This window comes from Fluviispira multicolorata (assembly GCF_009208585.1).
Classification (GTDB): domain Bacteria; phylum Bdellovibrionota_B; class Oligoflexia; order Silvanigrellales; family Silvanigrellaceae; genus Silvanigrella; species Silvanigrella multicolorata.
The window spans coordinates 333539-358022 of sequence record NZ_WFLN01000007.1 but is presented as its reverse complement, the minus strand read 5'-3'; the positions used below and the strand labels follow the sequence as shown (position 1 = coordinate 358022).

The window sequence follows — 24484 nt, the reverse complement described above, 5'->3', positions numbered from 1 at the left end:
CAGGAATTTGTAATGGAAAATGTTATAAAAAAAGAAACTGATTCTCATTTTATAAAAAAACTAAATCCCATTTCAATAATAATATCAATTATTGGATTTGGAGTTTCTCTTTATGCACTCATAGTTCATATACAACTTTTAATGAACTCTTCAGGCGCTGCTATGTGTGACTTTAATGCAAAAGTAAGCTGTTCCGTTGTTATTGGTAGCTCTTATGGCGAATTTGCTTCGATTCCGTTAGGAGCTTACGGAATGACATATTTTGCAATTCTTTTATCAGCATCTATTATGCCTCGCATAGCAAATATTAATAAAAAATGGCTTGCTACAGTTGAATTATTTCTTGCTTCTATTGGTATTACTGTCGTAATTATCTTAGCTTATATTTCATACACTGTTTTACAAATTACTTGTCCAACCTGTAGTGTTATCCATGCTCTCATTGTTGTTTATTTCGTAACTAAACTTTTACAGTATATTAAATTAAAAAATGAAACAAAAAAATCACAACACGATGCATTGACAAGATTGATGGCTGTTTGTTTATGTTTAGGGATTCCTCCACTTGCATCAGGTTTATTAGCTCCTTTACTTGTTGACTATTTTAAACCTCAAGAAGCCTCAAAGGTAAAAGCAGAAACTCAAAGTACAGCAAATAGTTCATCCCAAACTGACACTCAAACAGCTACTTTAAATGATCTTAAAAGATCACTTTTAACATTTAATAAAACTAATTTTGTTGGCAATGGTGAAGATTATAGAAGAGGGAGTGATTCTGCTAAGGTTATTGTCCAAATGTTTTCTGATTATGGCTGCCCTCATTGCCGCATAGCAACTGAGGCTATTATGAAAGCACAAGACATTGTGGGAATTAATAAAGTCTTATATATTTATCGTTTTTTTCCAATCAGTAATAAATGCAATCCTTATATCCCATCGGCAGGAGTATTTGAATACACTTGTACTTTAACCGAAGCAACTCGTTGTGCGGGACAACAGGGTAAATTTTGGGAATTTAAATCTTGGGCATTTTCAGGACAATTTTGGTCAGATGCACAAAGAGCTGAAAATTTTTCTATCAATGGACTGACAAAAGAAGCTGCATTACTTGGAATCAATTCAGATCAATTCACTCAATGCGTTCAAGGTAACGTTGAATTACAAAAAATTAAAGATGATGCGCATATTGCAAATCAATTAAATATTCAAGGTACGCCAATGATTTTCATTAACGGCGAAGAATATACAGGAGCACATTCAATTGATGCATTTGCAAATTCATTTAATCAAATGCTAAAAAATTAAAAGAATTTAACCTGGAGGCCATGCAAGTGATCTTCCTCCCAAGACATGGCAATGCATATAATAAACAGTTTGCCCACCGTTTTCACCATTATTCATAACAAGGCGATATCCAGATTGGGCAATTCCGGTGAGTTCAGCAACTTTTTTTGCCGCATATAACACGCGCCCCATCTGCTCGATATCGTTTTCATTTGATAAAGCAACATTTACTATTTTTGTTTTAGGTATAACTAAAACATGAATAGGAGCTTGAGGATTAATATCATTAAATGCATATGTATATTCATCTTCATAAACTGGTTTGCAAGGAATTTCACCTTGCAAAATTTTTTCAAAAATTGTCTTTTGGCTCATTATGATATCTCTCTAAAAAATTTAAGTAAAAACAAATATCACAAAGAGGAGTACCACAAAAACTGCTGCAAACCAAATATAACCTTTAGGTCTATAAATATCGAATGGTTCTTCATCAAATTGCGTTAGTTTGTTACTTTTAGACATATCTTTTCCGTTCATTTCTTTTTTTTCAGCTGCAGCACCATGCATTTCTTCATGCTTATCTTTTTCCATGTGTCCTGCTTCTTCTTTAGCTTTCTCAAGACTCGACATAGATTGGGTATTGACCATCGTTCCATGTGGATCTTTTTTGTCTTCCTCAGCAGTCTTTTTTTCGGAATGCATTTCTGACTTTTTTCCTGCAGGAAGAGTCATTTTCTTTAAAGTTTTATCTTCATCTTTTGGCACATAAACTTCTTCACCATTCACTTTTTTAACTTCATGTGCGGATTCTGCATTTATTTTTGCAAAAATAAAAAATGTAACAAATACGAAAATGAATAGTACACTTAAAATAAGTTTTTTCTGTCGCAAGGCATAACCTCCGAGCAAAGAAAGAATGCAATTATAAAAAAAGCATAATTGTATTTACATTCTATCTTTTTTGCGAAGCCTTTTGTTGCCCTTGATTCCAAATTTGACGGACAAGTTTATGCCAGTATTCTGTGTTGGTAGGAGAAATGCCTTTAACCGAAACAAATTTTAAGAGAGGAGATTTTCCTTCAAATGGAATCTGTTTTGGCACAATATCAGTGAATAAGTGGATAGGACCCAAAATTTTATGCCTTTTAAACACTTTTTCAGGGCCAAATATACGCAGCTCAACTCTTAAAAGACCTTTGGGTTTATCTACGACCTGTTCAAAAAACGAGTCAATTTGTTCACCTTGCTCCTCATTCTGTGTTTGCAAAGACAATGCCAATTCGTTTTCTCCATAAGCATGGATTTCACTTTCAAATCCATAGGAGAAACTTCCATAACAAAACCATATGTCAACACAAAATTCTTGAAGCATATAACTCTACTTAAAACGTCCTGAACGAATAATTCCCAGAATAAGCCAAAGACCAAGCACCACTGCAATTCCAAAGCCAACCAATCCAAATGTGGCTAGAGAGTCGTACAGTCTACCTTGTTTTCCGTAAGTAGCAATACTGCTTCCCAATACTATGGAACCAATTAAAATTGCTAAACTTAATCTATTTGATGCTCTATCGATTTCTCGGGTTAAGTATATAATATCCTCGCTTTTAAACTGAAAGGCGAGGGATCCGCTTTGAAGTTTTTTCGCCAAAACTCTGAGCGTTATTGGTAAATCTTTGATAAATGCCCCTGAATCATGCATTGCAAGCCCAATATTGCGTTCAAACCACTTTTTATCAAAATGAAACAAAGAGTTTTTTTCTGCATATTCAGTTGAAAATTCAAGAATTTGAAATTTAGCATTCATACTGCGCCCAAAATTTTCAAGTACAATAAGAGCTCTAAAAAAGAGGATTAAATCTCTTTCCATGGGAGCGCCTTTGCTTGCGGCTATTTTTGCAATACGCATAAGCACTTTTCCTAAATGGATTTCATGCGCAGGAAGAGTGATAATATTATCGAGAATTTCTGTTATTTCTGTTTCAAGATGATCGCTTGAAGTATAATCATCACTCTCAGTTAAATCAATAAAAAGTCGCGCACAGGTTTCGATATCCTGCTTTGATAAAGAATAAAACATAAATGCCATTGTATTTCTAATATCGCGTTTGAGCCTGACTGTCAGTCCAAAGTCAAGGATAGCTAATTTTCCATTATCCATTAAAATAAAATTACCAGGATGCAAATCTCCGTGAAAAACACCGAGTTTAAAAGTCATATCCAGAAAAGCTTCAACACCAATACGAGCAAGTGCCTTTGTATTTTTAATTTCTAGTTTACCAGTTAATTTGGTACCTTTTATTTCGCTCATACAAAGTATTTTTGAGGTACAATATTTATAAAATATTTGCGGTATTTCAATATCCTTATGATCTTTAAAAAAGACTCTCATTCTTTCTGTATTTGATGCTTCTCGCAAATAATCTAATTCATTTAATAAAGAACGCCGCAGTTCTTCAATAATAATAGTTGGGCGGAGAAGTCGCAATTCAGGCATAGCGGTCTCTAATAAAGAAGCAATTGTCATAAGTATTGCAATATCATTTGAAATGACCAAATTTATATCAGGACGCTGAATTTTAAAAACCACATTCCGACCATCTTTAAGGGTAGCCCGATGAACCTGCCCTATACTTGCTGAACCTATAGGCAAGTAATCAAAATGCTCAATTTCAGATAACATTTCTTCAGAAAACTCATCGGTAAGGCATTTCTCAACAATTTCTTTAGGGATAGGTTTTACTCTATCATGCAATCTTTTAAACTCATCAATATAGTTTTTAGGAAGAAGATCTTCCCTTGCTGACAGAATTTGCGCTAATTTTACAAAGGTAGGTCCCAATTCTTCAAAGGCCAACGCAAGCCTTTTTGCAATAGAATGAGAAGCGTTGTTGATATTATCATTTAGGGAATTTTCACCCGCAACAGGCTGTATAAGATCGCCAAGTTCCGTACGTTGTATTTCTCTTTTAAAGCCATAACGTGCGAGAATATTCACTATATGTGTGAGTCGTCCAATATTTCTAAATTTTTGTAAAATACTTGAAGGCATACGAACCTCTTCTATTTTCAAAGTGAGGTATTTTTATCGCTTACGCACCTCGATTCATCTATAATACACTGGTTATTTTATTTCTAAGGAATTCATTTAAAGAAATAAAAATAATACTGCTTTAGAATAATTCACAAATGAGGTTTTTATGAAAATAAATTGCACAGAATTTGCTCAAATGTATAAAAACGCGGATAAAAATAAACGAGTTTTACTTGATATACGCAATGATGATGAAGTGCAAAAAGGCTCACTTCCTGGATGTCTTCACATACCTTTACCTGATTTAGAATTTAGATACCTTGAAATACCTTCAGAAAGCGAGGTTTTTATTTATTGTAAAGCAGGTGGAAGAGCTGAAAAAGCTGAAATGTTTTTGACTCATAAGGGTTTAAAAAAGACGCGATATGCAAATCCAGGGGGATATGAAGAATTAAAAGATCTATTCTAACACTGATTCAATCTAAGACTCTTTTAACTGCTGCAAGAAGTTTATCAGGGACAAAAGGCTTAACAATCCATACCATAATACCAATTTCTTTGCCTTGTTGAGCCACCTCTTGGCTTGCGACCGTTGAAAGCATAAAAATTGGGATATTTTGTGTTTTAGGATCGGATTTTATTGCTTTTGCAAGTTCAAGTCCGTTCATTTTAGGCATATTTAAGTCAGAAATTATAAGATCAACGTTATTTGACCGTGTCACTGCCAAGCCAACAGATCCATCTTCAGCTTCTAAAATATTGTAACCACCTCTAGATAGAGCATATTTTGCAAGATTACGCACGGTTATTGCATCATCTACAATCAAAATAGTTTTTGCCATGAAGAAAACCTCTAACCTTTAGACATCCGATTGTAAATATCGGATTTATTTGCTTCTACTTTAGCTTTCCCCTTTCTCGAGTCAGATACGTCAGGGGAGTCTGCGCAAGGATCATCATCTAAAACATCATCATCGAGGAGAATTTTATGTGCAGGAGTTTCGAGATCTTCAAATTGTCCATTTTTTACTGCAAGTAAAAAAACAATTAAAAAGACTCCACCCACAATAAGCATAAAAATTGCTAAATACATTATAATCGCCATATTTTATTTCCTTTACGAAATAAAACTATGAAATAAACAGTTAATGAAGAAAAAGGCATAAAAAGTGCTGCAAATAATGGATTGACAAAGCCTAACGAAGCCAAAATAACAACGATTCCATTATAAAATAAACTTACTGAAAATAAGATAATAAGAGTTCTTTTAACATATTTACTGTATTCAAATGTCTTTTTTAAAAGACTCATCTCATGTTTTCGCAAAAAAAGATCCGATGAATGTAAAGCAATATCCACCCCTCCATGCGCAGCAATTCCAACGTGAGCTTTAGCAAGCATGGCGGCATCATTTACACCATCTCCTATAGCCATGACATACCGGCCTGATTTTTGTAGACTTTCGAGGTACTCAAGTTTTTCAAATGGTAATAAAGAGGAAAAACAATTTTCAGCTTTTACATTTAAAGCTTCGGCAATCTTTCTCACTGATTCTTTTCTATCACCTGATAAAATATAAGATTCAATATTTCTTTTATCCAAATATTGAATAAACTCTTTAGCATCCACTCTAATTGTTTCAGATAAAATAAATTTAAAGAAAAATTGCTCGTACTTAGCATATGTACAAAATTCGCTGGAAGAATTATCTTCTTTTAAACCAACAAAACTTGCTTTTCCAATACGAATTTCAATTCCATTTAAGAATGCAAGCATTCCTTTTCCAGCATATTCTTCTATATCTGTGAGTGATATATTTAACTCTGACTTTAAATACTTTTTTGTTATCGCTTTAGATACTAAATGTAAAGAATGTTTAGTTATTTGCGCAATAGCATTTAAAATTTCTTCTTCTTCAGGACTTTTTAAAGCGAATTTATCTTTATTTAAACAAATATGATTTATTATATTTAAATTTCCTTCAGTTAAAGTTCCAGTCTTATCAAAAATAAGTGTGTTAATTTTAGAAATTGTCTCTATTGTTTCAGAACTTTTAACAATAACTCCATTTTCCCATAATTTTTTAAGGGCGGAGGACATGGCGAGCGGAGTCGCTAAGGCTAAGGCACAGGGGCAAGAAATAATAAGAATCGCAACAAAAACATCAAGTGCTTGTGTTTTATCAATAAAATACCAGACAAAAGATGCGATAAAAGAAGAAAAAATCGTAAAATAAGTAAAATGGGGAAGGATTTTTTCCATCACAGATTCAATATGCGACTTTCTTGATTTTGCAGCTCCAATTAAATTTTCGAGAGATGAAATCCAAGTTTCTGTTCCTGTTTTTTCAGCAATAATTTTTACGGGTTTTAAAATATTTTGAGAACCAGCTAAAACAAAATCTGAAACTTTTTTCACCACTGGATACTCTTCACCACTCAATGAAGCTTCATTTACTTCTGTTTCTCCCTCAATAATACGACCATCTGCAAGAAATTCTTTTCCAATTGGAACTATAAGAATATCCCCTTTTTTAATGGTATAAGCTTCAGTGGGTAAAATATTTTTTATAGACTCACCAAGTTCTTTAGCTTTATTTATTGACTTCTCATGAAAGTACCGGCCAACAAGTAATAAAAAAATAAGACCTGTAATTGTATCATAATAAACCTTACCAGAGTTCATTATAGTTTCATAAATACTCACAATTAAAGAAACAATGAGCGCAAAAGAAATTGTCATATCAATATGCACAATTTTATTTTTAAGTGCTCTTACTGAATTTATAAAAAAGCTTCTTCCTGCATATACTACCGTTGGTACCGTTATAATCATACTTAAGATAATAAAAAGTTTATTAATATGAGTTTCAATACCAAAATACAGACCAAAATATGAACTTGCCGCAAATATCATTACATTGCCAAAAGCAAAACCAGCAACAGCAATGTCTTTAATTCTTTCTTTTTCATATTTTGAACGAAATTCTTTAGAAGATAAAAAGGGGAGCGGTAAAACATCATAACCTGCAGAAATAAGCAAACGAGCTGTTTGTTCTAATGATTTTTCATTTTCATTTTTAAACGAAAAACTCACCGTTCTTTCAAGTAAACTCACCGAAACTCCATAAATATTTGAATCTCTAGAAAGTATTTTTTCTATTAACCAGATACAGGCTGCACACTTAACTTCAGGAACAAAAAAGCCCCATTTTTCATCTTTAATTTTAAAAATAGAATTAAGACTTTCATCTCGAAAGATTAGAAAATGAGAATCATTTACTTCATCAACTTGCGTAGGATGTTTTCCTACTAATTTCATTATTTCATAATATTTATTTAAGTCATGAGATTTTAAAAAATAATATACCGAGTAACAACCTTTACAGCAAAAAGAATTTTTTACTCTTTTTGTTATAAGAGAATTTTGGCAGTGTAAGCAAAGCTCAGGTAATTTATTTCCGATATCTACTTCATGATCATTCATATTCTGTGCTATTAATGAATTGTTTTGTTCATATTGGGAGTCGTTTTTTATGAGTGATTTTTTAAACATTATAGTTCCTTTATCATCGGTTGCCATCTTTGGCTTTTCAGGATCTCTTCATTGCCTTGGGATGTGTTCTCCGATGGTTGCCGCTTGTCATAAAAAGACCTGGCAATATTTTACTTTTCGGTCAATATCTTACACAACTATCGGTGTTTTATCAGGATTTTTTGGCTTAGTCTTTTTTGAAAAATTTTTAGGTTTATCTGCAAGTAAAATTGCTTGGATAGTTGCAGTATTAGCTTTGCTCCAAATTCTTTACCTATTAAGAAAATCTTCTAACAATCAATCTGTAATGACTCAAAAAATCATTCATAAAATAATGAGATATTCTCCTTTATCTCAAGCAGCTACACTTGGAATAATCACCGCATTGTTACCTTGTGGTTTTTTATATGCAGCAATTCTTATGTGTGCTTCGTATTCCAACCCCATTATCAGCGGACTTGGAATGCTCACTTTTTCATTAGTAACATCCCCAGTTTTACTTGGAGGAAAAGGTGTTTTTGTATTTCTTGCTCAGAAAAATGCTTCCCTTGCAAAATATATTTCAATTTTGTTACTTTTAATGGTCGCTTTTTTTGCATTAATGCGTGCTGGTGTTTTTAGAGATTTGTTTTCTCATTCACATGAACACGTTACAGAACACAAAGTAAATTGTCATTAATGTAACTTACCCGCTTTTCCTTCGGCCTTTTTAGCTCCTGGTGGATTTGTCCCCTGTATAGATGCTATATAAATAACAAGATCTTGAATCTTTTTATCACCCAATATACTTTTCCAGCCAGGCATTCCTTTCGCAGGCTCACCTTCTTCAATAATTTTTTGCACATCTGCATACGTGTCACCTGCAATCCAAAAATCATCTGTTAAGTTAGGACCTACTCCACCTTGACCACTCATTCCGTGACATGAACCACAGTTCGAAGCATATATTTGTTTTCCACTCTTAATTTTATCTTTATCTTGCAAGAAATTTTTATAATCAAATGGAACATTCTCTCCTTTTGGACTTTCACCTGAGTTTTGCTCCATAGAAGCTAAATAGTCTTTTTTAAGAGTGTTGCCTCCTTTATAAATTTGATAATATAATAAATAAGCTGCACCTAAAATTATAGTTCCATAAAATAAACAATGAAACCATAAAGGAATGGGATTATCTAGCTCTTTAATACCATCAAAATCATGATCGATAAATTTTACCTCTTTTTTCTTATTTTTATCTTCATTTTCAGTCGTCATTTTTTGGCAAATCCTCACAATGTTTTATATACTTTTTACTGATAATAGATGTCCAAATCATCCAAATAATATAAAGCAGGAATGTTCCCACAAAAACTATTCCCGTAAGCAAAATATCTGAATGATCCGTTGCTAATTCACGAATCATTTTTTATTCCCTTCTTTATGTGCCTCTTCAGCTTCTTTGCCATCAATTCCAAGTCTTTGTAAATAAGCTATAAGAGCAATTATTTCAGAGTGCGAACTGATATTTACGCCCTGCGTAGAAAGACCATTTTTAATTTTGCTCGCTTGTTTATTTAATGATTCAAGTGCATTTTCTATTTCTTCCATTGAATAGGGCACACCTAATTTTGCCATGACTTTCATTTTATCGCTTGTATACGAGGTATCGAGAAGATCTTTTGCGAGCCAATCATATTTAGGCATGGTGCTATTTGGAGTCATTGTGGTGGGATCCATCATATGATTATAGTGCCAAAGGTCTCCGTATTTTTTCCCCAGTCTGTGCAAATCAGGACCTGTCTGTTTGGACCCCCAAAGATGTGGAAAGTCATATTCAAATTCACCTGCTTTAGAATATGGTCCATAACGCATAACTTCTTCTTTAAAGGTTCTGACCATTTGAGTGTGACAGTTATTACAGCCTTCACGGATATAAATATCGCGGCCTTCAAGTTCGAGAGGAGAGTAAGGTTTAAGAGTTGGAATTCGCTCTTCGGTAGAGTGAGTGATTAAAAGAGGTAGTATTTGTATAATTCCACCGATTGAAACTGCTACCAATGAAAGCATTCCCATAACAAGTCCTAAATTCTCGGCGGCTTTTTGTAAGGATCCAAAAGCATTTTTGTTATGTTCGATATTAGAAAATGGGACGGCTTCAACCTCTGTGTCTGGTACCTTACCAGCTTTTTTAATGGTTTTATAAAGCATATAGGATCCAATAATAAATCCTACGAGATATAAGGATCCGCCAATAGCTCTTAAATAATGATAAGGTAAAATGCTCTTTACCATTTCCATATAATTAGGATATGTTAGCACACCGTCTGTAATACTTTCACGTACAATTCCTAAATATATACCAGCAATCCACATTGGAATTATATAAACAAGAATACCAACAAGTGAGATCCAAAAATGTATATTTGCTAATTTATTACTGTAGAGATCTGTCTTGTATATTTTTGGAACTAACCAATAGAACATTGCAAAAATAAGGTAACCATTCCATCCAAGTGCACCACCATGCACATGTGCAATAATCCAATCCGTATAGTGAGCGACTCTATTAACATCTTTAAAAGATAAGAGAGGACCTTCAAATGTGGCAATAAGATAAAAAATTGTAGATGCAAAAAAGAATTTGGTAGAAGGGTGATCCTTCATTTCTTTCCAAGCACTTTTAATAGTTAAAATAAAGTTAATTGCTCCTCCCCAAGAAGGAGCTAATAACATAACAGAAAAGACAACTCCCACTGTCTGCAACCATTCAGGCAAAGCTGTGTATTGGAGATGATGAGGACCAGCCCACATATAAATAAAAATGAGTGACCAAAAATGTACAATTGAGAGACGATACGAATAAATAGGACGATTCACAAGCTTGGGAATATAATAATAACCTAATCCTAAAAACGGTGTGGTTAGAACAAAAGCAACTGCATTATGTCCATACCACCATTGAACAAGTGCATCACGAACACCAGAATATGCACTGTAACTTTTAAATAATGAAACAGGTAAAGAGATATGATTTACAATATGTAGAAGTGCTATTGAAATAATAGTTGCAATATAGAACCAGATAGAAACATATAAAACTTTTTCTCTACGCACGGCTATGGTCATAAAATAATTAAATGCAAAAATCACCCATACAAGAGCAATTAAAAGAGCAATTGGCCATTCAAGCTCTGCATATTCTTTTGATGTGCTTAGTCCGAGAGGAAGAGTGATAGCCGCTAAGACAATTATAAATTGCCATCCCCAAAAGTGTACCTTTGATAAGAAATCACTGTACATTCTTGTTTTTAAAAGACGCTGTGATGAATGATAAATACCTGCAAAAACCCCATTTAAACAAAAAGCAAAAATGACTGCACTCGTATGCAATGGACGCAATCTTCCAAAAGTTAACCAAGGAGTGTCAAAATTAAATGGTCGAAAAAAAAGCTGTATAGCAATTATAACTCCAACAAACATTCCAACAATTCCCCAAATAATTGTTGCAATTATAAATTTTTTAACAATATCATCATCGTATCGAAACCGTTCTAAACTCATCGGACTCTCCCACAATTCTTTTTAAAAAATAAAAAGAAAATTATAATTACTTTTTTATATTTATTTATTTGGATCCCTATTTCAAGGATGTATCGGGATTAATTTTGATTTATTATTGTCATTACTGACGAAATTATGACATTATTAATGAGAATGGTTCTCATTAATAACTACATTCTATTTTTTATAATATAATTTTTAAAATTTAATTTAATATGATAAATAAAAATTTTCATAAATATATAAATTAATTTTAATTTATCATGTTATTTTAAATTATTACTTATGTATTTTTAAAATAACAAATAACTAAGCATTTTGCATACTGCATAATTTTTCATCATTATGGGAATGAATTTCATCAAGAAGAATATGATGCACAACCAATTCAAGGGGCTTGCTTGCACGTATGGAGTGATTTTCAAAAGGCATCATTTCTAAATAAACACCGGAAGTCAATTTTACAGTTTTTTCTTCAATCTTAAATTCGCCTTCACCACTCACTACAATTGCTGTAACCACTGCTTTAGAATTATGCTCAGGAATAAAATCACCTTCTTGTAAATTAAGTTTGACAACAAATATGTTTTTATCTTTTCTTAAAAGAGTTCTTGTAATTGTCATATTTTGTTCCTTTAATGTTATTAATACCTTCAATGTTTTTCAACTCACACCTTATCCATTTGCACAGCGGGGATGTGAACAAACTTATAAGATGTATTTAAAATACATCTTATAAGCAGCGAAGTCAACCGTCGCCTGTCATTGTCACTTTCCTAAGATGTTGCCACTATCACTTCAATGATTTTAATATGTTTCCCAAAGTCTTGACTCTAAAACTAACCCATACCCGCTGGCTCTGTATGCTTTCAATATATTTAAAAAACCTTGGCTCAAATTTTATGAAACTGAAAGTCTGATTATTAACCGAATGCCATTGCGGACTCAAATGGCCATCTTGGCGCATAAAAAAAGCAATTTTTCCATTGAGAAGGTGATAAGAAAAATTTATTATCGCGATAAACTTTTTTATTAAACCTCAGGGGGTAAATACCAATGAAAATTAAACTGATTTTGGCATTCTCCACAACTTACTTTAGCTTGGTATCCAGTTTGGTTGCATTTGCAAGCGATCCAAAAAGTGTACGTTGGACGTATAAAGAAGATAACAATAGTGACTTCGTTCACATCATTGATGTGATCAATCAGAAAACCGGCTTTGCACTTTCGGTGTCCGACTTCTCGATGATGGAGAGTCGTAAACTCGCTAAGTACAATTATCTCATGCTCACACAATTGCAAAATGGTTTACCGGTGGAGGGAAACACATTGCGTATTTGGACTAATAGCCAAGGACAACTTTTCCAAGTCGAAGCGCAAGTGAGCGATATGACTTCTTCCGAGTTAGCAAAACAAAGTCGCTCCATTAATCTAGAGACCGTTCAAGCACATCTTTCATCAGACATAACAATGGATTTAGTGCGAAACGAAGTTCTTAACCATCCAGATGATAAACAGATTCGAAAAGTACAGTGGAAAGATGTGATTGAGAAAGATAAAGTTCTCCGCATTGTCAAAGTCAAAGGAAAGCGCGGAACGCACCTTATTAAAATCGATCCGATTGGAATGAAAGTTGTTGATCATCTTTATGAAGAGTTTCCAAACGCTGACAGTAACATCAAGTCGATGACTATTCCTGTGCACATTTACCCAATTTATGAAGAAGTTGAGAAAACCAATGAACTGATGCCGCGTGTTCCCGGTTATTTGCGGAACCTCGTTAGCAAAATCCACAAAGCTGATGCTGATCCTTACACACCTCTACGTAGCAAGAAATACTTTTATACCATGCTCGATCCATTTAAAGGATTAACCGCTGCCGGTCGCAAAGATGGTTTTTGGGCCCCCACATATGTTAAGCGGCAAGGTAATGCAATTCACAATGCTTTACCATTGGTTGATAATAATTTTGCTTCTGGTTTTGTACTCGAAGGGAAATTCACTTCAATCAACGTTCATCCTGAAGCTATTAAGCAATACGCCGGGAAGTTAGCCTTCAAACCACAATTTTCAGGGCAGTTCCGTTTTGATTATCGTGACGATGAGATGATTCCGACAGGAACTTACCACGGCAAGCCGTTTGTATCACGCAAAGAAATTGAGCGCGTCGACGCAGTTCGTCTCGTCGATCATAACGCTCTCGAGTACCTGAACAACGGTTTCGACAGCATTCAAGTTTACTGGGCTGTGGATCAATTGTTCGAGACACTTCATAAAAGTGGGTTTAATGATCCAGAGTTATCTACTAGACCGTTCCATGCGTTCTTATATGACCCCGATATTTCCATGAAGAACAACGCCTATTACACAGACGACACAATTAATTTTACGACTTATTCACCAAATCAAAGCAACATGGCTCGTGATAATACCACGATTTGGCACGAACTTGGCCACGGTGTCATGGATCGTTTGATGGGAGATTTTATTAATTTGGCTGGCACGGGTGGACTCAGTGAAGGTATGGCGGATTTTGTTGCTCAAATGGTGTTGCATGATGTGACGGGCGCAAGTTCATTCCCTAGTTTATCAGATATGCGTATTATTAACCAAACAGGATTTTTCTTGACCAACGAAGTGCATGACGACGGCGAAGCGTTTGGCGGCACCATGTTTGATATCTTGACCTCCGCAGAAAAGAAATTCGGGATCTATAACGGACTGCAAATGATGACCGACTTGACTTTAGATGCAATGCGCCTCAGTAGAAACCACCCAGCACTTGGAGAAAAAGAGTGGTTTGAACATATGCTGTTTGCCGACGAGCTAGGCAATGGCAATGTTCGCAAAAGTGGCGACTTTAGGTCGCTTATTCTTGCTGCGTTGTCAAAACGTAATTTCAGTATGGATGGCTCTTCCCACGCTGAATTTGTTTTCAAAGCGGATGGAAATGACGTGAGTGCGGGCCAGCTCGGTTCTCGTTCTAGGCCTATTCCAGTTACGCTCAAAGCTGGCGAAACAAAACCCTTCAATCTCACCGTTCAGCTTAAGAATTCCGCAGTCTACAAATTTAAATTCCCTGTCCAAGTACGGGTTAGTTTAGTCGGCGGTCCGATTCAGGGCGCAATTCACTGGAAGGATAAAGAGCATTCTCCCTTTATTTACACTCTGAAATCTGAGGCAGATACCGCTAAGATTCCTCTCGTCGTGACAGCGCAGTGTGATGAAATTAACCGTGATGATGGAAGTTGTGTGGATTATGCTTCGGTGCAGATACTTAACGATGGCCAAGATGTAAACAGCAAGCCACAGGCGAAAAAACGTTTTTATTTAAGGATGAAGCCAGTTAAGTATAACAATCTTGGATCTTAGTGTAGCAGCGTAAGAGTTGGAAACTATTTAGATCTAAAACTGCAAATTGTTTCCTATGAAATGATGGTTCATTTTTTTCAAGATAATTAAGATTTTCCTTCTCGCTTACATTATCTTTAATCAAATTTCTAATTGTGTTAAATCTTACATAAAATATGAATCAACCATTTTTGCCTCATCTCTGTTCAAAAAATGTGCGGAGAGAGAATTTGTTTTTTACATAGGTCATCTTCCTTATGTAAATTGATTTTTTTCAAATTACTAAAACTAATAAATTATTTATAGAGGTTCTCATTGGCTAAAACATTTTCTTGCATACTTGTTGGTGTTGAAGTTTTCACCATCGAAATAGAAACCGTAATTGGCAATGGATTTTCAGGTTTAAATATTCTCGGCCTCAATTCTGAAATCACTCGAGATATGCGTGAACGCATTCGCTCTGCATTAGAAAGCGTAGGCATTCTCATACCAGCAAGGAGAGTTGTTGTTAATATCACTCCAAGCGATCGCATTAAATTATCTCGAACACCTTTGTCACAACTTGATTTTCCTGTTGCCGCCTCTATTATTTATGCTCTTTTTCAAGAAAACAATAAAGGAATAAAATTATTCAAACCCTTAAAAGAATATCTTGCTGGAGAAATATCTCTAACAGGTGAAATAAAAAAAATTGAAAACCCACTCGTCTATCATGCAGCTTTTCATTCAATTAAAAAGGAAACTATTTTTTGTCTGCCACAGTCTAAAACAAACATAGACTTAAATTTAATAGAAAATATTGAATATTATTCTTCCCTAAAAAAATGGCTTCTCACACGTAAAAAAAACAATTCCATTATTTTACAAAATAAAAAAAATTTATATAAAGAAACCATAAAATCAAATGCTCAAATAACAGATGAAATTTCAACGAAGACCATTACAAATACAATTTTACTTTTGGTAAAAAATCCAAAAATATGTGTTGCAATTATTATTGCTGCACTTGGTAAATTTAACATATTAATTGCCGGAGAACCGGGAGTTGGAAAAAGTTTCTCTCTGCAAAAAATTACAAATTTTTTCCCTCCACTCAGTGAAAAAGAAAAGATTGATGTCAGACTGATTCACGCATCTCCCCAAAATGAAGAAGAAAGACCTTTTCGTGCACCTCACCACTCAGCAAGCTCGGCAGCACTTGTCGGAGGCAGTATGCTCAAACCAGGAGAAGCATCACTGGCTCATCACGGAATCCTGTTTTTAGATGAGTTGGCTGAATTTTCACGCTCAAGCCTTGAATCCCTTAGAGAGCCGCTCGACTCTGGACAAGTGTGCCTCGCACGAGCAGGGGGACATATTATTTACCCAGCAAAATTTCAACTCTGTGCAACGACCAATCCCTGTGCTTGCGGTTATCTCTTTTCCCGCAAGAAGCCTTGTCGATGCAATCCTACGAATAGCAGAAAATATTTGCAAAAAATAAGCGGCCCGTTACTCGACCGCTTTTCTATTCAATTATGGGCAGATAACACGTGCGAAGAAAAAAATTTAGATATTTTTTCTCAAAGACTATTAAAAATTATAAAAAATGGAGAGATTGAAGCTTTCAGCAAAAAATTTATTGAGTTGCAAAACAATATTAATGTTCATCCAGAATTTTTTCAACTCAACACTCTAAATGAATCTTTTTTACAGCGAAAACCAGAGTGCCAAAATTTATCAAACAGAGGACAAATCAAAATAAATGAACTCATTTTTTGCTTTCAAGAATTATTTCCCAAAGAAAAAGATTCAATTCATTTTCTCAATTCTGTTTTAAGCTATCGCATTCTAAATAAAATGTTTGCCGATAATATTTATTAATTTAAAATATTTTATCATACTTTAAATCACCTCAAATAATTTATTTTGAGGTGATTTTATTATGGATGAAGAATTGTTTTATTCACTGGTAAAGAGTAAATAACATGATCTGCTTCTTCAGCTAAAAAGCGTTTTGGCACACCATTAACGGTCACTAATGCAAATTTGGTGTCTTTCAGTTTATAAACTTTTTTAATACCATCAGCTGAGCTATGCACAACCTCTGCAGTTGTTGATTTTGGAATCAACAAGTTTAAAGTGCATACTCCTGGCGCACCAAAAATGTTGAAAATGCAACGCTTGTCTATATAGAGATCTACTTTATTATTTTCATGAATAACAACTTTTGGTTGTCCATCTCTTGCAGACATATATTCTGTTTCCCAAATACCATTTGGTAAATTTTGGGCAAAACTCACCCCAGATACAATAAGACACGTACTTACAACAAATTTTTTAAACATTTGAATTCCTATTAAATTGAAAGTTTGTTTTCAAAATATAAAAATCGTTTAAAATTTGTAAAAAAAGCATGAAGTACCGCTTACCCCAGTCATTGTAAACATTAGATTAATAATAAATTTATTTTCCAAAATACGAGTGTATACTAAGAAAAAATCAATTTAATTAATAAGACATAAACAACAATAAACAATACTTCACACTGAAACAATTTATTAAACGAATTTTTAAATATTGTCAAGAATAAATTTTTTTACAAATTAAAATTCATTTGATCTTAAATACTACAAAAACTATTCATTTATATAATTAATTTTTAGTTAATGGTAATGAATAAACTATATTGCCTTCATTGTCCTGGACTAAAAATCTATTTGGTTGATCTTTATTTGTAACAACTGAATAGTGAGTATGTCCTAGTTTATAAATCTTTTTAACCCCATCTGCAGAACTATATACATGACTTGCTTTTGTTAATTCTGGAATTATAAGATTTCTGGTACAGAGCGCAATTTCACCAAATTGGTTAAATCGGCATCTATTGTCAAGATAAACTTCAACATTATTATTTTCTTTTACAACAATTTTTGGCTGACCATGTTGGCTTGACATAAGCTCAGTTTCATACGAACCTTGTGGTAAACTCTCTGCAAAGCAAAAAGTTGTACTAACTAAACTTACTGCAAATATATATTTCTTAATCATATCTAATCTCCAAATTGAATGAGAAAAATTTCTCTAATTAAAAGCAAAAATTCAGATTAAAGCACTAAATACAAATTCAGAATTTATAATTAATATAAGTAAAATAAAACCCTTCAGAAACATCTCTAAAGCATTATTAAAAACCCTTAATTATCAATATTTTTTAACTAAAAATAGTATTTAAGCTCTTGCAAAGACTTAAATTAAAAATAAATACATGTCAAGAACCCAAATAAATAAAAATAAAGAGAATTTTAAAATATTGACAACAATAAAATACATATTTTAATTGGACATATAAATAATTAATTTAAAAAATATTTTATTAATATTTTTTACAATAAAAAAACAAAAATCACGCTAAAACCTGAGTATTCAATAAAAAATAGAATACCAAAAAATTAAAATTAGTAAAATTTATTTTTTTTTAAATTTAATTATTTTTATTTTGGCCGAATAACTAATTTTTTTTGTGAAAAAATATTATAAGAAATACAATCAAGTCTCTTCTATATACAACTCCCTATATTACAAAATAATCACGAGCTCTAGTACCTAATTATTTGCAAAAGAAAACTCAAAAAAATATTTATTTTTTTATTTTTTTTTAATTATATAAATTTATGTTTATTTATTCTTGCCAGACAATTTAGTATTTCATTGAATTTAATTTAAATTTTCAAAGTAGATATTCTTTAAGAAATTAAAAGAGAGACCAAGGCTGGTCTCTCTTAAAAACAAAAAGCTCTAAAAACTATTTAAATTATGCGGCTTTCTTTGCATCCGTTTTTAACTTTGCAGCAGCAATTTTTTTATAAAAATGCACTATGATATTTAAAACAGCCAAAAAGATAATAAAAGGATAAAGCCAAATCAAAATGGGAGCCATAAAGGCCATTATCCCTGTAAAGCCAGTGAGAGCAATCACAAATGTTGTTGCTATACAAAACATCAAAGTAAGCTGACGTTTTGTCCGTAAGAAAGAAATTTTTTCACATATAAAATCGACAGAAACAGAGGTAAGGGCCACTGCAGTTGTTAGACAAGACACTACCAATGTAAATGAAATAAGATAATCTGAGGTTTCCCCTAAAGCAATACTAGCAATTTCGGGCAACATTTGAGTTGCGGGCAAGTGTGATATTTGTCCCGAATAAGCAGCCCCTAAATAAACAAGAGCCATATAAACAACAAATAGCAAAGACATTCCAATAGCCATAGCACCCAAAGTGGGTTTAAATGGAATTGACTCATTATCTTTCGATTTAAAATATGTGACCAAACTTACCCCAAAAAAGAGCGCTGCCATTAAATCCATCGTATGGTAACCTTCAAAAAAGCTAACTTTAAATGAAGTTGCGGGGCTTACTGAGTTTATGTCGCTTGAGATCGTCTGTTTAGAAATCAAGGCAAAATACAGAGAACCTCCAATAACAAGAGCCAAAGCGCCTAATTTAAATGGTGTAAAATATTTTCCAATAATATCAACAATTTTTGCATTGCTAAACGTAGCAAGCCAAATTATGCTTACACAGACGAGAGCAAATATCCATAATGGAGTCTGTTCAGAAAAGGATTGCCAAGCGCCGTAGCCAACAGCAATACAGCGAGGAATGACTCCAAAAGGGCCTATCAACATAAGTATAAGAAATGGAATAATCCACCCCCCTACTTTGCCAAGCCAGCGAAAAAAGGCATCTTGAGAACCTTTTAAGCATGTCATTGCAACAAGACCTAAAAAAGGGACAAAGACTCCAGTAATTGCAAGCCCAATTGAAGAATAAAGCCAATTTGATGGACTTTGACTTCCTAACATTAAAGGAAAGACAAGATTTCCAGATCCAAAAAACATTGCAAATGCTGCAAAACCCGCTATAAATATTTTAAATTTTGCAACCGAATTAACTTGAGCCGACATGATAAAATCCCCAAAGAACTGGATGACTAGCCAAAACAAGAGGTCATAAAATCCTTTTATACCTTACTTGTCAACTTATAATATCAATCCAACTCTTTGGGAGAGATAAACATCTCTAATATTTCAAAAACTTAAAGTCAAAAAAAAATTCTATTGAGAAAAGAAATCAAGAACTATTTCATTAAACTTTTCGGGATACTCAATTTGCGGCATATGTCCACAATTTTCAAAAATAACGAGACGAGAGTGCTGAATGAGTTCTTTTCCTGCATGGGCATGACTGACATAAATAATAGAGTCTTCTTTACCCCAAATTATCATAACAGGCATTTTTAGTTTATGTATTTCTTTTTTTATAGTTTTTACAATATGTTTTTTAATGCCAAAAATATTTACAGCACTTCTGTTTACCCAAAGCAAAACCTTATTCATTTGCGGATTAAGTGAATAATTATATAATAACTCAATTTGTTCTTTTTTAATAACATTTTTATTAAATGTATTTCGATTTAATGCATTCTCCAAACCTTTTTTATTCGGCTTAACCATAATTTCACCTAAAAAAGGAAGTGAGAATATTGATAAATGTATAGGAATATCCGTTCTAAATCCTGGACTTCCAATTAAAACTAAATGTTCAACCATTTCAGGAAACATTTGTGAAAATTTTAATGAAATAAGACCACCCATTGAGTGACCAATTATTTTTACTTTTTTTATATTTAATTTTTTAAGAAATTCATGAATAAATAAAGGGTGATTTTCTAATTTTGGTTTAGATTTCGGCTTATCAGTTTGACCAAATCCCAATAAATCAACAGCTATCACTTTATGATCTTTAGACAGCTCTAGAATATTTTCACTCCAAAACTCAACTGACAATGCAAAACCATGAAGTAATAAAATAATAGATGGAGAACTTCCAACTGACCAATATCGCGTATTATATCCATTCACATCAATAAAATAGTTTTCAAATAAATGCATATAATCATCTCCAACATATAAAATATTTATAATTAATCATGACCCCCATTTCAAGTTGATACTTTTTAGCAAGAAAAGGAAAGGCAATGGATTAGTTAAACACAATAAAAAAAGTTAAGTAATCACAATAAGTGATTTATATTATAAGAACATTTTGTATACTAGCATTTTTTTTTATTTATCACTCATTCAGTATAATAAATTAAAACATTCTAGCTGCCAACGATTTATATTGAGTGTTCTCTCATTTAGGGATGAAACCCGAGAAGACACCCTAATATTATCAAAAAATACTATTAAATTTAAGAATGATTCTGTCGATATAAGTTTATTTTGTAAGAAAAGGGGGAGAAATGTGCACAAATAAACTTTCTTTAACTTTAATTTTTCTTATATTTTCAATAATTAGCACCTCATGTGGGCAAGGAGGAGAAAACCTCCCTTCTAACACTTTTGCCCCCTCTAAAAATTCTTCTCCTTTTAGGACTTCTAACCTCTCTAAAAACTCCCCTTCAGATAAAGCGAAGGACTGCTTTGTTTTTATTGAGAATCAGTTAAAAGATTTTCCAAGCTACATAAATGAATATAAAAGTATTTCTAAAAAAATAGGTGGAGTTTCGGCAAAAGGCGCTCTTACTGGCGTTTATGAAATAGATACCAATGGAAAAAAAAGAAGATTATTATTTAAACAGGGAAGAGATGATGGAGAAAATATCGCAGAATTTATTGCCGCAATTTTCTATTCTTGTTTTCTTCAAGGATATGGTGCTGGTGTGATTTTAGCGAAATACGATTCATCAATTGATACAAAAACAAATGTAAAAGATGATCTACATAATAATATATATGTAGGTTCATCATTTTTTGATGATTTTAAAGAAGTATTTAAGATTATGGGTTTGAGTAAACGACCTGGGCGTATACACACGAAAGGCACTTCTTTTAAAAACTTTGTTCAAAATAATAAAAATACAAATTTAGGTGAAGTTATTGCTATAAGTTTATGGCTTGGAGATTATGACACGCATTCAGCCAATCTAGGAACAGCTCTAGTTGATCATGAGAAAGTGTTTGTAAAAATAGATCATGGATGGAGCTTTGCATTTTTACAAGATAATATGAATTATAAAAAAACTCCATGGAGTAAGCTTAGTTTAGATAAACCAGCAAATAATTTTAGTGATTATGATAAAGACAATTTTTTGAATGATTCTAGTGGTACTTTTCGCCTTAAAATACATGATTTAAAATCTATAGATAAAGAATATATACGGATTATATTAGTTGAAGCTTTTAAAAAGTTAGAAAAAGTTTATAATCCTTCAGCCTATCAATCATTTGCCAAGTGGATAAATTATCCAAACCCCAAAAAAGAGATTATAAGTTTAGAATTAATAATAAATTATTTAACAGATAAGTTATACAATAGAGCTCAAAACGGCCTTAAGTAATAAATAATATTGTGTGTCCAAATTAAGAAACAGTTGGGCTAAAAAATGTGAACTAATGGAACACGAGCATTTATTAAGTTTTTTATTTTAAAATTGAATGCCCATCCCCTGCTGCAAAGCGGGAATAAATAAAGGTGAAGAATCAAATCCCACAGCTAAGGCTCTGTCGGCCACCGATAAATCAAGATAAGGAACCCAGACGACTGGAGAGTTTTTAGTCGTTAAACCATAACGAAGTGGAAACAATGCGGTAGGGTGCAAATGTGGTTTTGAGGGTGGTCTTTGCAAGCGAATACCAAGCTCTTCAATTGTTTTCGCACCTTTTTTCATATTACATGTTTTGCATGCTGTAACGATATTTTCCCATGTGGTCTTTCCACCCTTGGCAGAAGGAATAAGGTGATCAAGAGTGAGATTTGAACAAGGCCCACTCCAACTGCAATACTGACAGCGAAAACCATCACGTAAATAAATATTTTGCCTTGAAAAGCGAGGACCATTGAGTCTTTTTGTACGAGGTCTGCATCCTTCTAAGCGGACAATCCAAGGGACTTTCCATGAACGTGAAACACCTTGAATAATTCGTTCAGATTCAAGAATGACAGAAACTCGGCCTGCATACAAAAGAACAAATCCAGCTTCCATTGTGACGACTTTCACAGGCTCAAAACGGGAATCAAGAACAAGCACTTTTCTTTCAAAACTGCCCATAGACCATCCTGATTATATTGAAAAAACAATCAGACGCGCCACTTCCTGATCATTTTAATGAGATATAAAATGATGAAAACATTTAATTTATATATAACTCTAAACTTACAATAATCTTATCGGTCGATAATTAATAAATCAATAGTGTATGAGGTCAAAATTACGAACCACTGAGAGGAGAATTTGTAGACATCACAATATAAAGCCCAATGAATACAAGCAAAATAACAATAAAAAGAAAAATTGTTACAAAAATTGCTGATCCCACTTTTTTCTTATTTAATTGCTTTTGATATTGGTTCCATAAATTTTGCACATCTTCTTGTTGTGCATTATTTGCTTTATTTAACGACTTATTTTCATTAATTATGTCTTTGCTGATTTTCATGTTCATGATTCTTTGCTCCCGAGTAAATCCAATCAAATTGCTCTTTATATTCAAGTGGCAAAAGAATTTCTTTTTTCTCACATAAACCCATAAAACTATGCGCAAAATCTGAGAAACAGGCAGATCTTAATAAAGTTGGTTCCATAAACTTTTCAGGTAAAGAACTTCTTAGAGAGTTCCAGATCATTTTTACTCTAGCAAAACTTGCTCTTTCAACATTTAGTTTTGCGGTGGGAATATAATCACCAAACAAAGCATTTGACAACTTATGATACAAATTCTCCCATCGTTCTTCATTTGTATCACAACTCGACAAAAAATCTCCACGTTCAATTAAATTAAAAAGTTTTTGACTATCGCGCACTACCAATTCTTGCAAAATAGCAAAAGTTGCCAGTGATGTGATAAGCACCTGGTTCGATATAGTAACCGAAGTTTTTTCTCTTAACTCTTTGAATATCCATGGATTTCGTAAAGCTCCGCGACCAATAATAAATTTATTTAAATTTGGAGCTTGCTGACTCAGCTTTTGAAAACTTTTAAAATCGGTGATGTCTCCAGAACCAACAATAGGAAAGCTACATTCTTGTGAAGCTGCATGAATAAGATTCCAACGTGCTTTTCCTGTGTAACGATCTTTTCTCGTACGCGCATGGAGTGTTAATTGTGATATTTTCGCATGAGCAACAATTTTTAAGAGTTCAGGGAACTCCTCGTCAGAGGTAAACCCTGAACGCATTTTTATACTAAATTTTTTTTCCCCTAGGCGACTTTCAAGTCCATTTACAAAGTTTGAAAAGACTTCAGACTTTTCAAGTAATCCACTTCCTGCATGGCTTCCAACTACTTTTGGAGAAGGACAGCCACAATTGATATCAACAAAAGAAGTATTGCTTAGGAGAGGTGTTGCAATGCGTTCTAAGTCCTCAGGTGAAGTTCCCATCAACTGAGGAATAAGGTCATAGTTAAAACATTTTTTTAGGTCAAAAATTTCTGCCGCATACGTTGAAGCAACCCGTTTCCAAGGGTAGTCTCGAGTGACGCGTAAGAAAGGTGTCATGGCAAAATCGGGATAGGATGTTTGTGAAAACCACAGTCGACTTGCAAGGCATGTAACGCCCTCCATAGGCGCTAATCCTATGATGTTGTTACTTATATTATTTTTACTTGTTGACGACAACACACTCATTCCTCGATAAAATCATTTTTCAAACACTGCGTGGTATAAGTGAAAAAACTCTAAGCTTCAACAAGAA

Annotated in this window: 24 protein-coding genes; 6 read left to right on the top strand and 18 right to left on the bottom strand. The window is 33.3% G+C overall.

The features are described 5' to 3' along the window. The first annotated feature begins 12 nt into the window (after window positions 1–12). Window positions 13–1305 (top strand): vitamin K epoxide reductase family protein, encoded by a 1293-nt coding sequence (locus GCL57_RS10600; RefSeq protein WP_161597708.1) that lies wholly within the window; start codon window positions 13–15, stop codon window positions 1303–1305. Window positions 1306–1311: 6 nt separating this feature from the next. Here GCL57_RS10600 and GCL57_RS10595 read toward each other — a convergent pair whose 3' ends face one another. The 4 genes from GCL57_RS10595 to GCL57_RS10580 form a co-directional block, all read right to left on the bottom strand. Beyond that, window positions 1312–1659 (bottom strand): histidine triad nucleotide-binding protein, encoded by a 348-nt coding sequence (locus GCL57_RS10595; protein WP_152213318.1) that lies wholly within the window; start codon window positions 1657–1659, stop codon window positions 1312–1314. Window positions 1660–1680: 21 nt separating this feature from the next. Further along, the gene (locus GCL57_RS10590) at window positions 1681–2175 is read right to left on the bottom strand and encodes a hypothetical protein (RefSeq protein ID WP_152213317.1); all 495 of its coding nucleotides are present in this window, start codon (window positions 2173–2175) and stop codon (window positions 1681–1683) included. A gap of 61 nt (window positions 2176–2236) precedes the next feature. After that, window positions 2237–2656 carry a hypothetical protein gene (locus GCL57_RS10585; RefSeq protein WP_152213316.1) on the bottom strand — a complete coding sequence of 140 codons (420 nt, stop codon included), beginning with the start codon at window positions 2654–2656 and terminating at the stop codon, window positions 2237–2239. A 6-nt stretch (window positions 2657–2662) separates the two neighbouring features. Further along, the gene (locus GCL57_RS10580) at window positions 2663–4336 is read right to left on the bottom strand and encodes an ABC1 kinase family protein (RefSeq protein ID WP_152213315.1); all 1674 of its coding nucleotides are present in this window, start codon (window positions 4334–4336) and stop codon (window positions 2663–2665) included. 148 nt (window positions 4337–4484) lie between these two features. Here GCL57_RS10580 and GCL57_RS10575 point away from each other — a divergent pair, with 148 nt between their 5' ends. After that, on the top strand, window positions 4485–4787 hold the full coding sequence (locus GCL57_RS10575) for a rhodanese-like domain-containing protein (protein WP_152213314.1): 303 nt from the start codon (window positions 4485–4487) through the stop codon (window positions 4785–4787). A 7-nt stretch (window positions 4788–4794) separates the two neighbouring features. Here the strand turns inward: GCL57_RS10575 and GCL57_RS10570 are convergent, their stop codons facing one another. From GCL57_RS10570 to GCL57_RS10560, 3 genes are read right to left on the bottom strand one after another with little or no spacing between them, the layout of a single operon-like run. Further along, on the bottom strand, window positions 4795–5160 hold the full coding sequence (locus tag GCL57_RS10570; protein WP_152213313.1) for a response regulator: 366 nt from the start codon (window positions 5158–5160) through the stop codon (window positions 4795–4797). 11 nt (window positions 5161–5171) lie between these two features. Further along, on the bottom strand, window positions 5172–5423 hold the full coding sequence (ccoS, locus tag GCL57_RS10565; RefSeq protein WP_152213312.1) for a cbb3-type cytochrome oxidase assembly protein CcoS: 252 nt from the start codon (window positions 5421–5423) through the stop codon (window positions 5172–5174). Further along, window positions 5411–7873 carry a heavy metal translocating P-type ATPase gene (locus GCL57_RS10560; protein WP_161597707.1) on the bottom strand — a complete coding sequence of 821 codons (2463 nt, stop codon included), beginning with the start codon at window positions 7871–7873 and terminating at the stop codon, window positions 5411–5413. The genes ccoS and GCL57_RS10560 overlap by 13 nt, the downstream gene beginning before the upstream one ends. Between GCL57_RS10560 and GCL57_RS10555 the strand changes: the two genes are divergently transcribed. Then, a complete protein-coding gene (locus GCL57_RS10555; RefSeq protein ID WP_152213310.1) occupies window positions 7854–8531 on the top strand; it encodes a sulfite exporter TauE/SafE family protein in 678 nt (225 codons plus the stop codon). The genes GCL57_RS10560 and GCL57_RS10555 overlap by 20 nt on opposite strands. Here the strand turns inward: GCL57_RS10555 and GCL57_RS10550 are convergent. From GCL57_RS10550 to GCL57_RS10540, 4 genes are all read right to left on the bottom strand, one after another. After that, window positions 8528–9106, bottom strand: a complete 579-nt coding sequence (locus tag GCL57_RS10550; RefSeq protein ID WP_152213309.1) for a cytochrome c — start codon at window positions 9104–9106, stop codon at window positions 8528–8530. The two genes, GCL57_RS10555 and GCL57_RS10550, sit on opposite strands and share 4 nt — an antisense overlap. After that, window positions 9096–9254 (bottom strand): hypothetical protein, encoded by a 159-nt coding sequence (locus tag GCL57_RS14815; RefSeq protein WP_161597706.1) that lies wholly within the window; start codon window positions 9252–9254, stop codon window positions 9096–9098. Before GCL57_RS14815 ends, GCL57_RS10550 begins: the two co-directional genes overlap by 11 nt. Then, window positions 9251–11392 (bottom strand): cytochrome-c oxidase, cbb3-type subunit I, encoded by a 2142-nt coding sequence (gene ccoN / locus GCL57_RS10545; protein ID WP_152213308.1) that lies wholly within the window; start codon window positions 11390–11392, stop codon window positions 9251–9253. The genes GCL57_RS14815 and ccoN overlap by 4 nt, the downstream gene beginning before the upstream one ends. A gap of 309 nt (window positions 11393–11701) precedes the next feature. After that, complete coding sequence (locus GCL57_RS10540) at window positions 11702–12016, bottom strand: cupin domain-containing protein (RefSeq protein WP_152213307.1); 315 nt, start codon at window positions 12014–12016, stop codon at window positions 11702–11704. Window positions 12017–12448: 432 nt separating this feature from the next. Between GCL57_RS10540 and GCL57_RS10535 the strand changes: the two genes are divergently transcribed. Continuing rightward, window positions 12449–14764 (top strand): gluzincin family metallopeptidase, encoded by a 2316-nt coding sequence (locus GCL57_RS10535; RefSeq protein ID WP_152213306.1) that lies wholly within the window; start codon window positions 12449–12451, stop codon window positions 14762–14764. Between the two features lie 294 nt (window positions 14765–15058). Further along, window positions 15059–16606: an ATP-binding protein gene (locus GCL57_RS10530; protein WP_152213305.1), complete on the top strand. Its 1548-nt coding sequence runs from the start codon at window positions 15059–15061 to the stop codon at window positions 16604–16606. A gap of 59 nt (window positions 16607–16665) precedes the next feature. On the opposite strand, the gene GCL57_RS10525 is transcribed toward GCL57_RS10530, so the two are convergent. From GCL57_RS10525 to GCL57_RS10510, 4 genes are all read right to left on the bottom strand, one after another. Next, complete coding sequence (locus tag GCL57_RS10525) at window positions 16666–17070, bottom strand: hypothetical protein (protein ID WP_152213304.1); 405 nt, start codon at window positions 17068–17070, stop codon at window positions 16666–16668. Window positions 17071–17377: 307 nt separating this feature from the next. Beyond that, window positions 17378–17773, bottom strand: coding sequence for a hypothetical protein (locus GCL57_RS10520; RefSeq protein ID WP_152213303.1), 396 nt, complete (start codon window positions 17771–17773; stop codon window positions 17378–17380). Between the two features lie 763 nt (window positions 17774–18536). Beyond that, entirely contained in the window at window positions 18537–19691 is a 1155-nt protein-coding gene (locus GCL57_RS10515; protein WP_152213302.1) for a branched-chain amino acid transport system II carrier protein, read from the bottom strand. 150 nt (window positions 19692–19841) lie between these two features. Further along, the gene (locus tag GCL57_RS10510) at window positions 19842–20678 is read right to left on the bottom strand and encodes an alpha/beta fold hydrolase (protein ID WP_152213301.1); all 837 of its coding nucleotides are present in this window, start codon (window positions 20676–20678) and stop codon (window positions 19842–19844) included. A 353-nt stretch (window positions 20679–21031) separates the two neighbouring features. On the opposite strand from GCL57_RS10510, the gene GCL57_RS10505 reads away from it, so the two are divergent. Next, window positions 21032–22129, top strand: coding sequence for a hypothetical protein (locus GCL57_RS10505; RefSeq protein WP_152213300.1), 1098 nt, complete (start codon window positions 21032–21034; stop codon window positions 22127–22129). A gap of 87 nt (window positions 22130–22216) precedes the next feature. Here the strand turns inward: GCL57_RS10505 and GCL57_RS10500 are convergent, their stop codons facing one another. The 3 genes from GCL57_RS10500 to GCL57_RS10490 form a co-directional block, all read right to left on the bottom strand. Then, on the bottom strand, window positions 22217–22840 hold the full coding sequence (locus GCL57_RS10500) for an HNH endonuclease (protein ID WP_152213299.1): 624 nt from the start codon (window positions 22838–22840) through the stop codon (window positions 22217–22219). Between the two features lie 160 nt (window positions 22841–23000). Then, complete coding sequence (locus GCL57_RS10495) at window positions 23001–23234, bottom strand: hypothetical protein (RefSeq protein WP_152213298.1); 234 nt, start codon at window positions 23232–23234, stop codon at window positions 23001–23003. Then, window positions 23203–24411 (bottom strand): tRNA-dihydrouridine synthase family protein, encoded by a 1209-nt coding sequence (locus GCL57_RS10490; RefSeq protein WP_161597705.1) that lies wholly within the window; start codon window positions 24409–24411, stop codon window positions 23203–23205. Before GCL57_RS10490 ends, GCL57_RS10495 begins: the two co-directional genes overlap by 32 nt. Window positions 24412–24484: the final 73 nt, after the last annotated feature.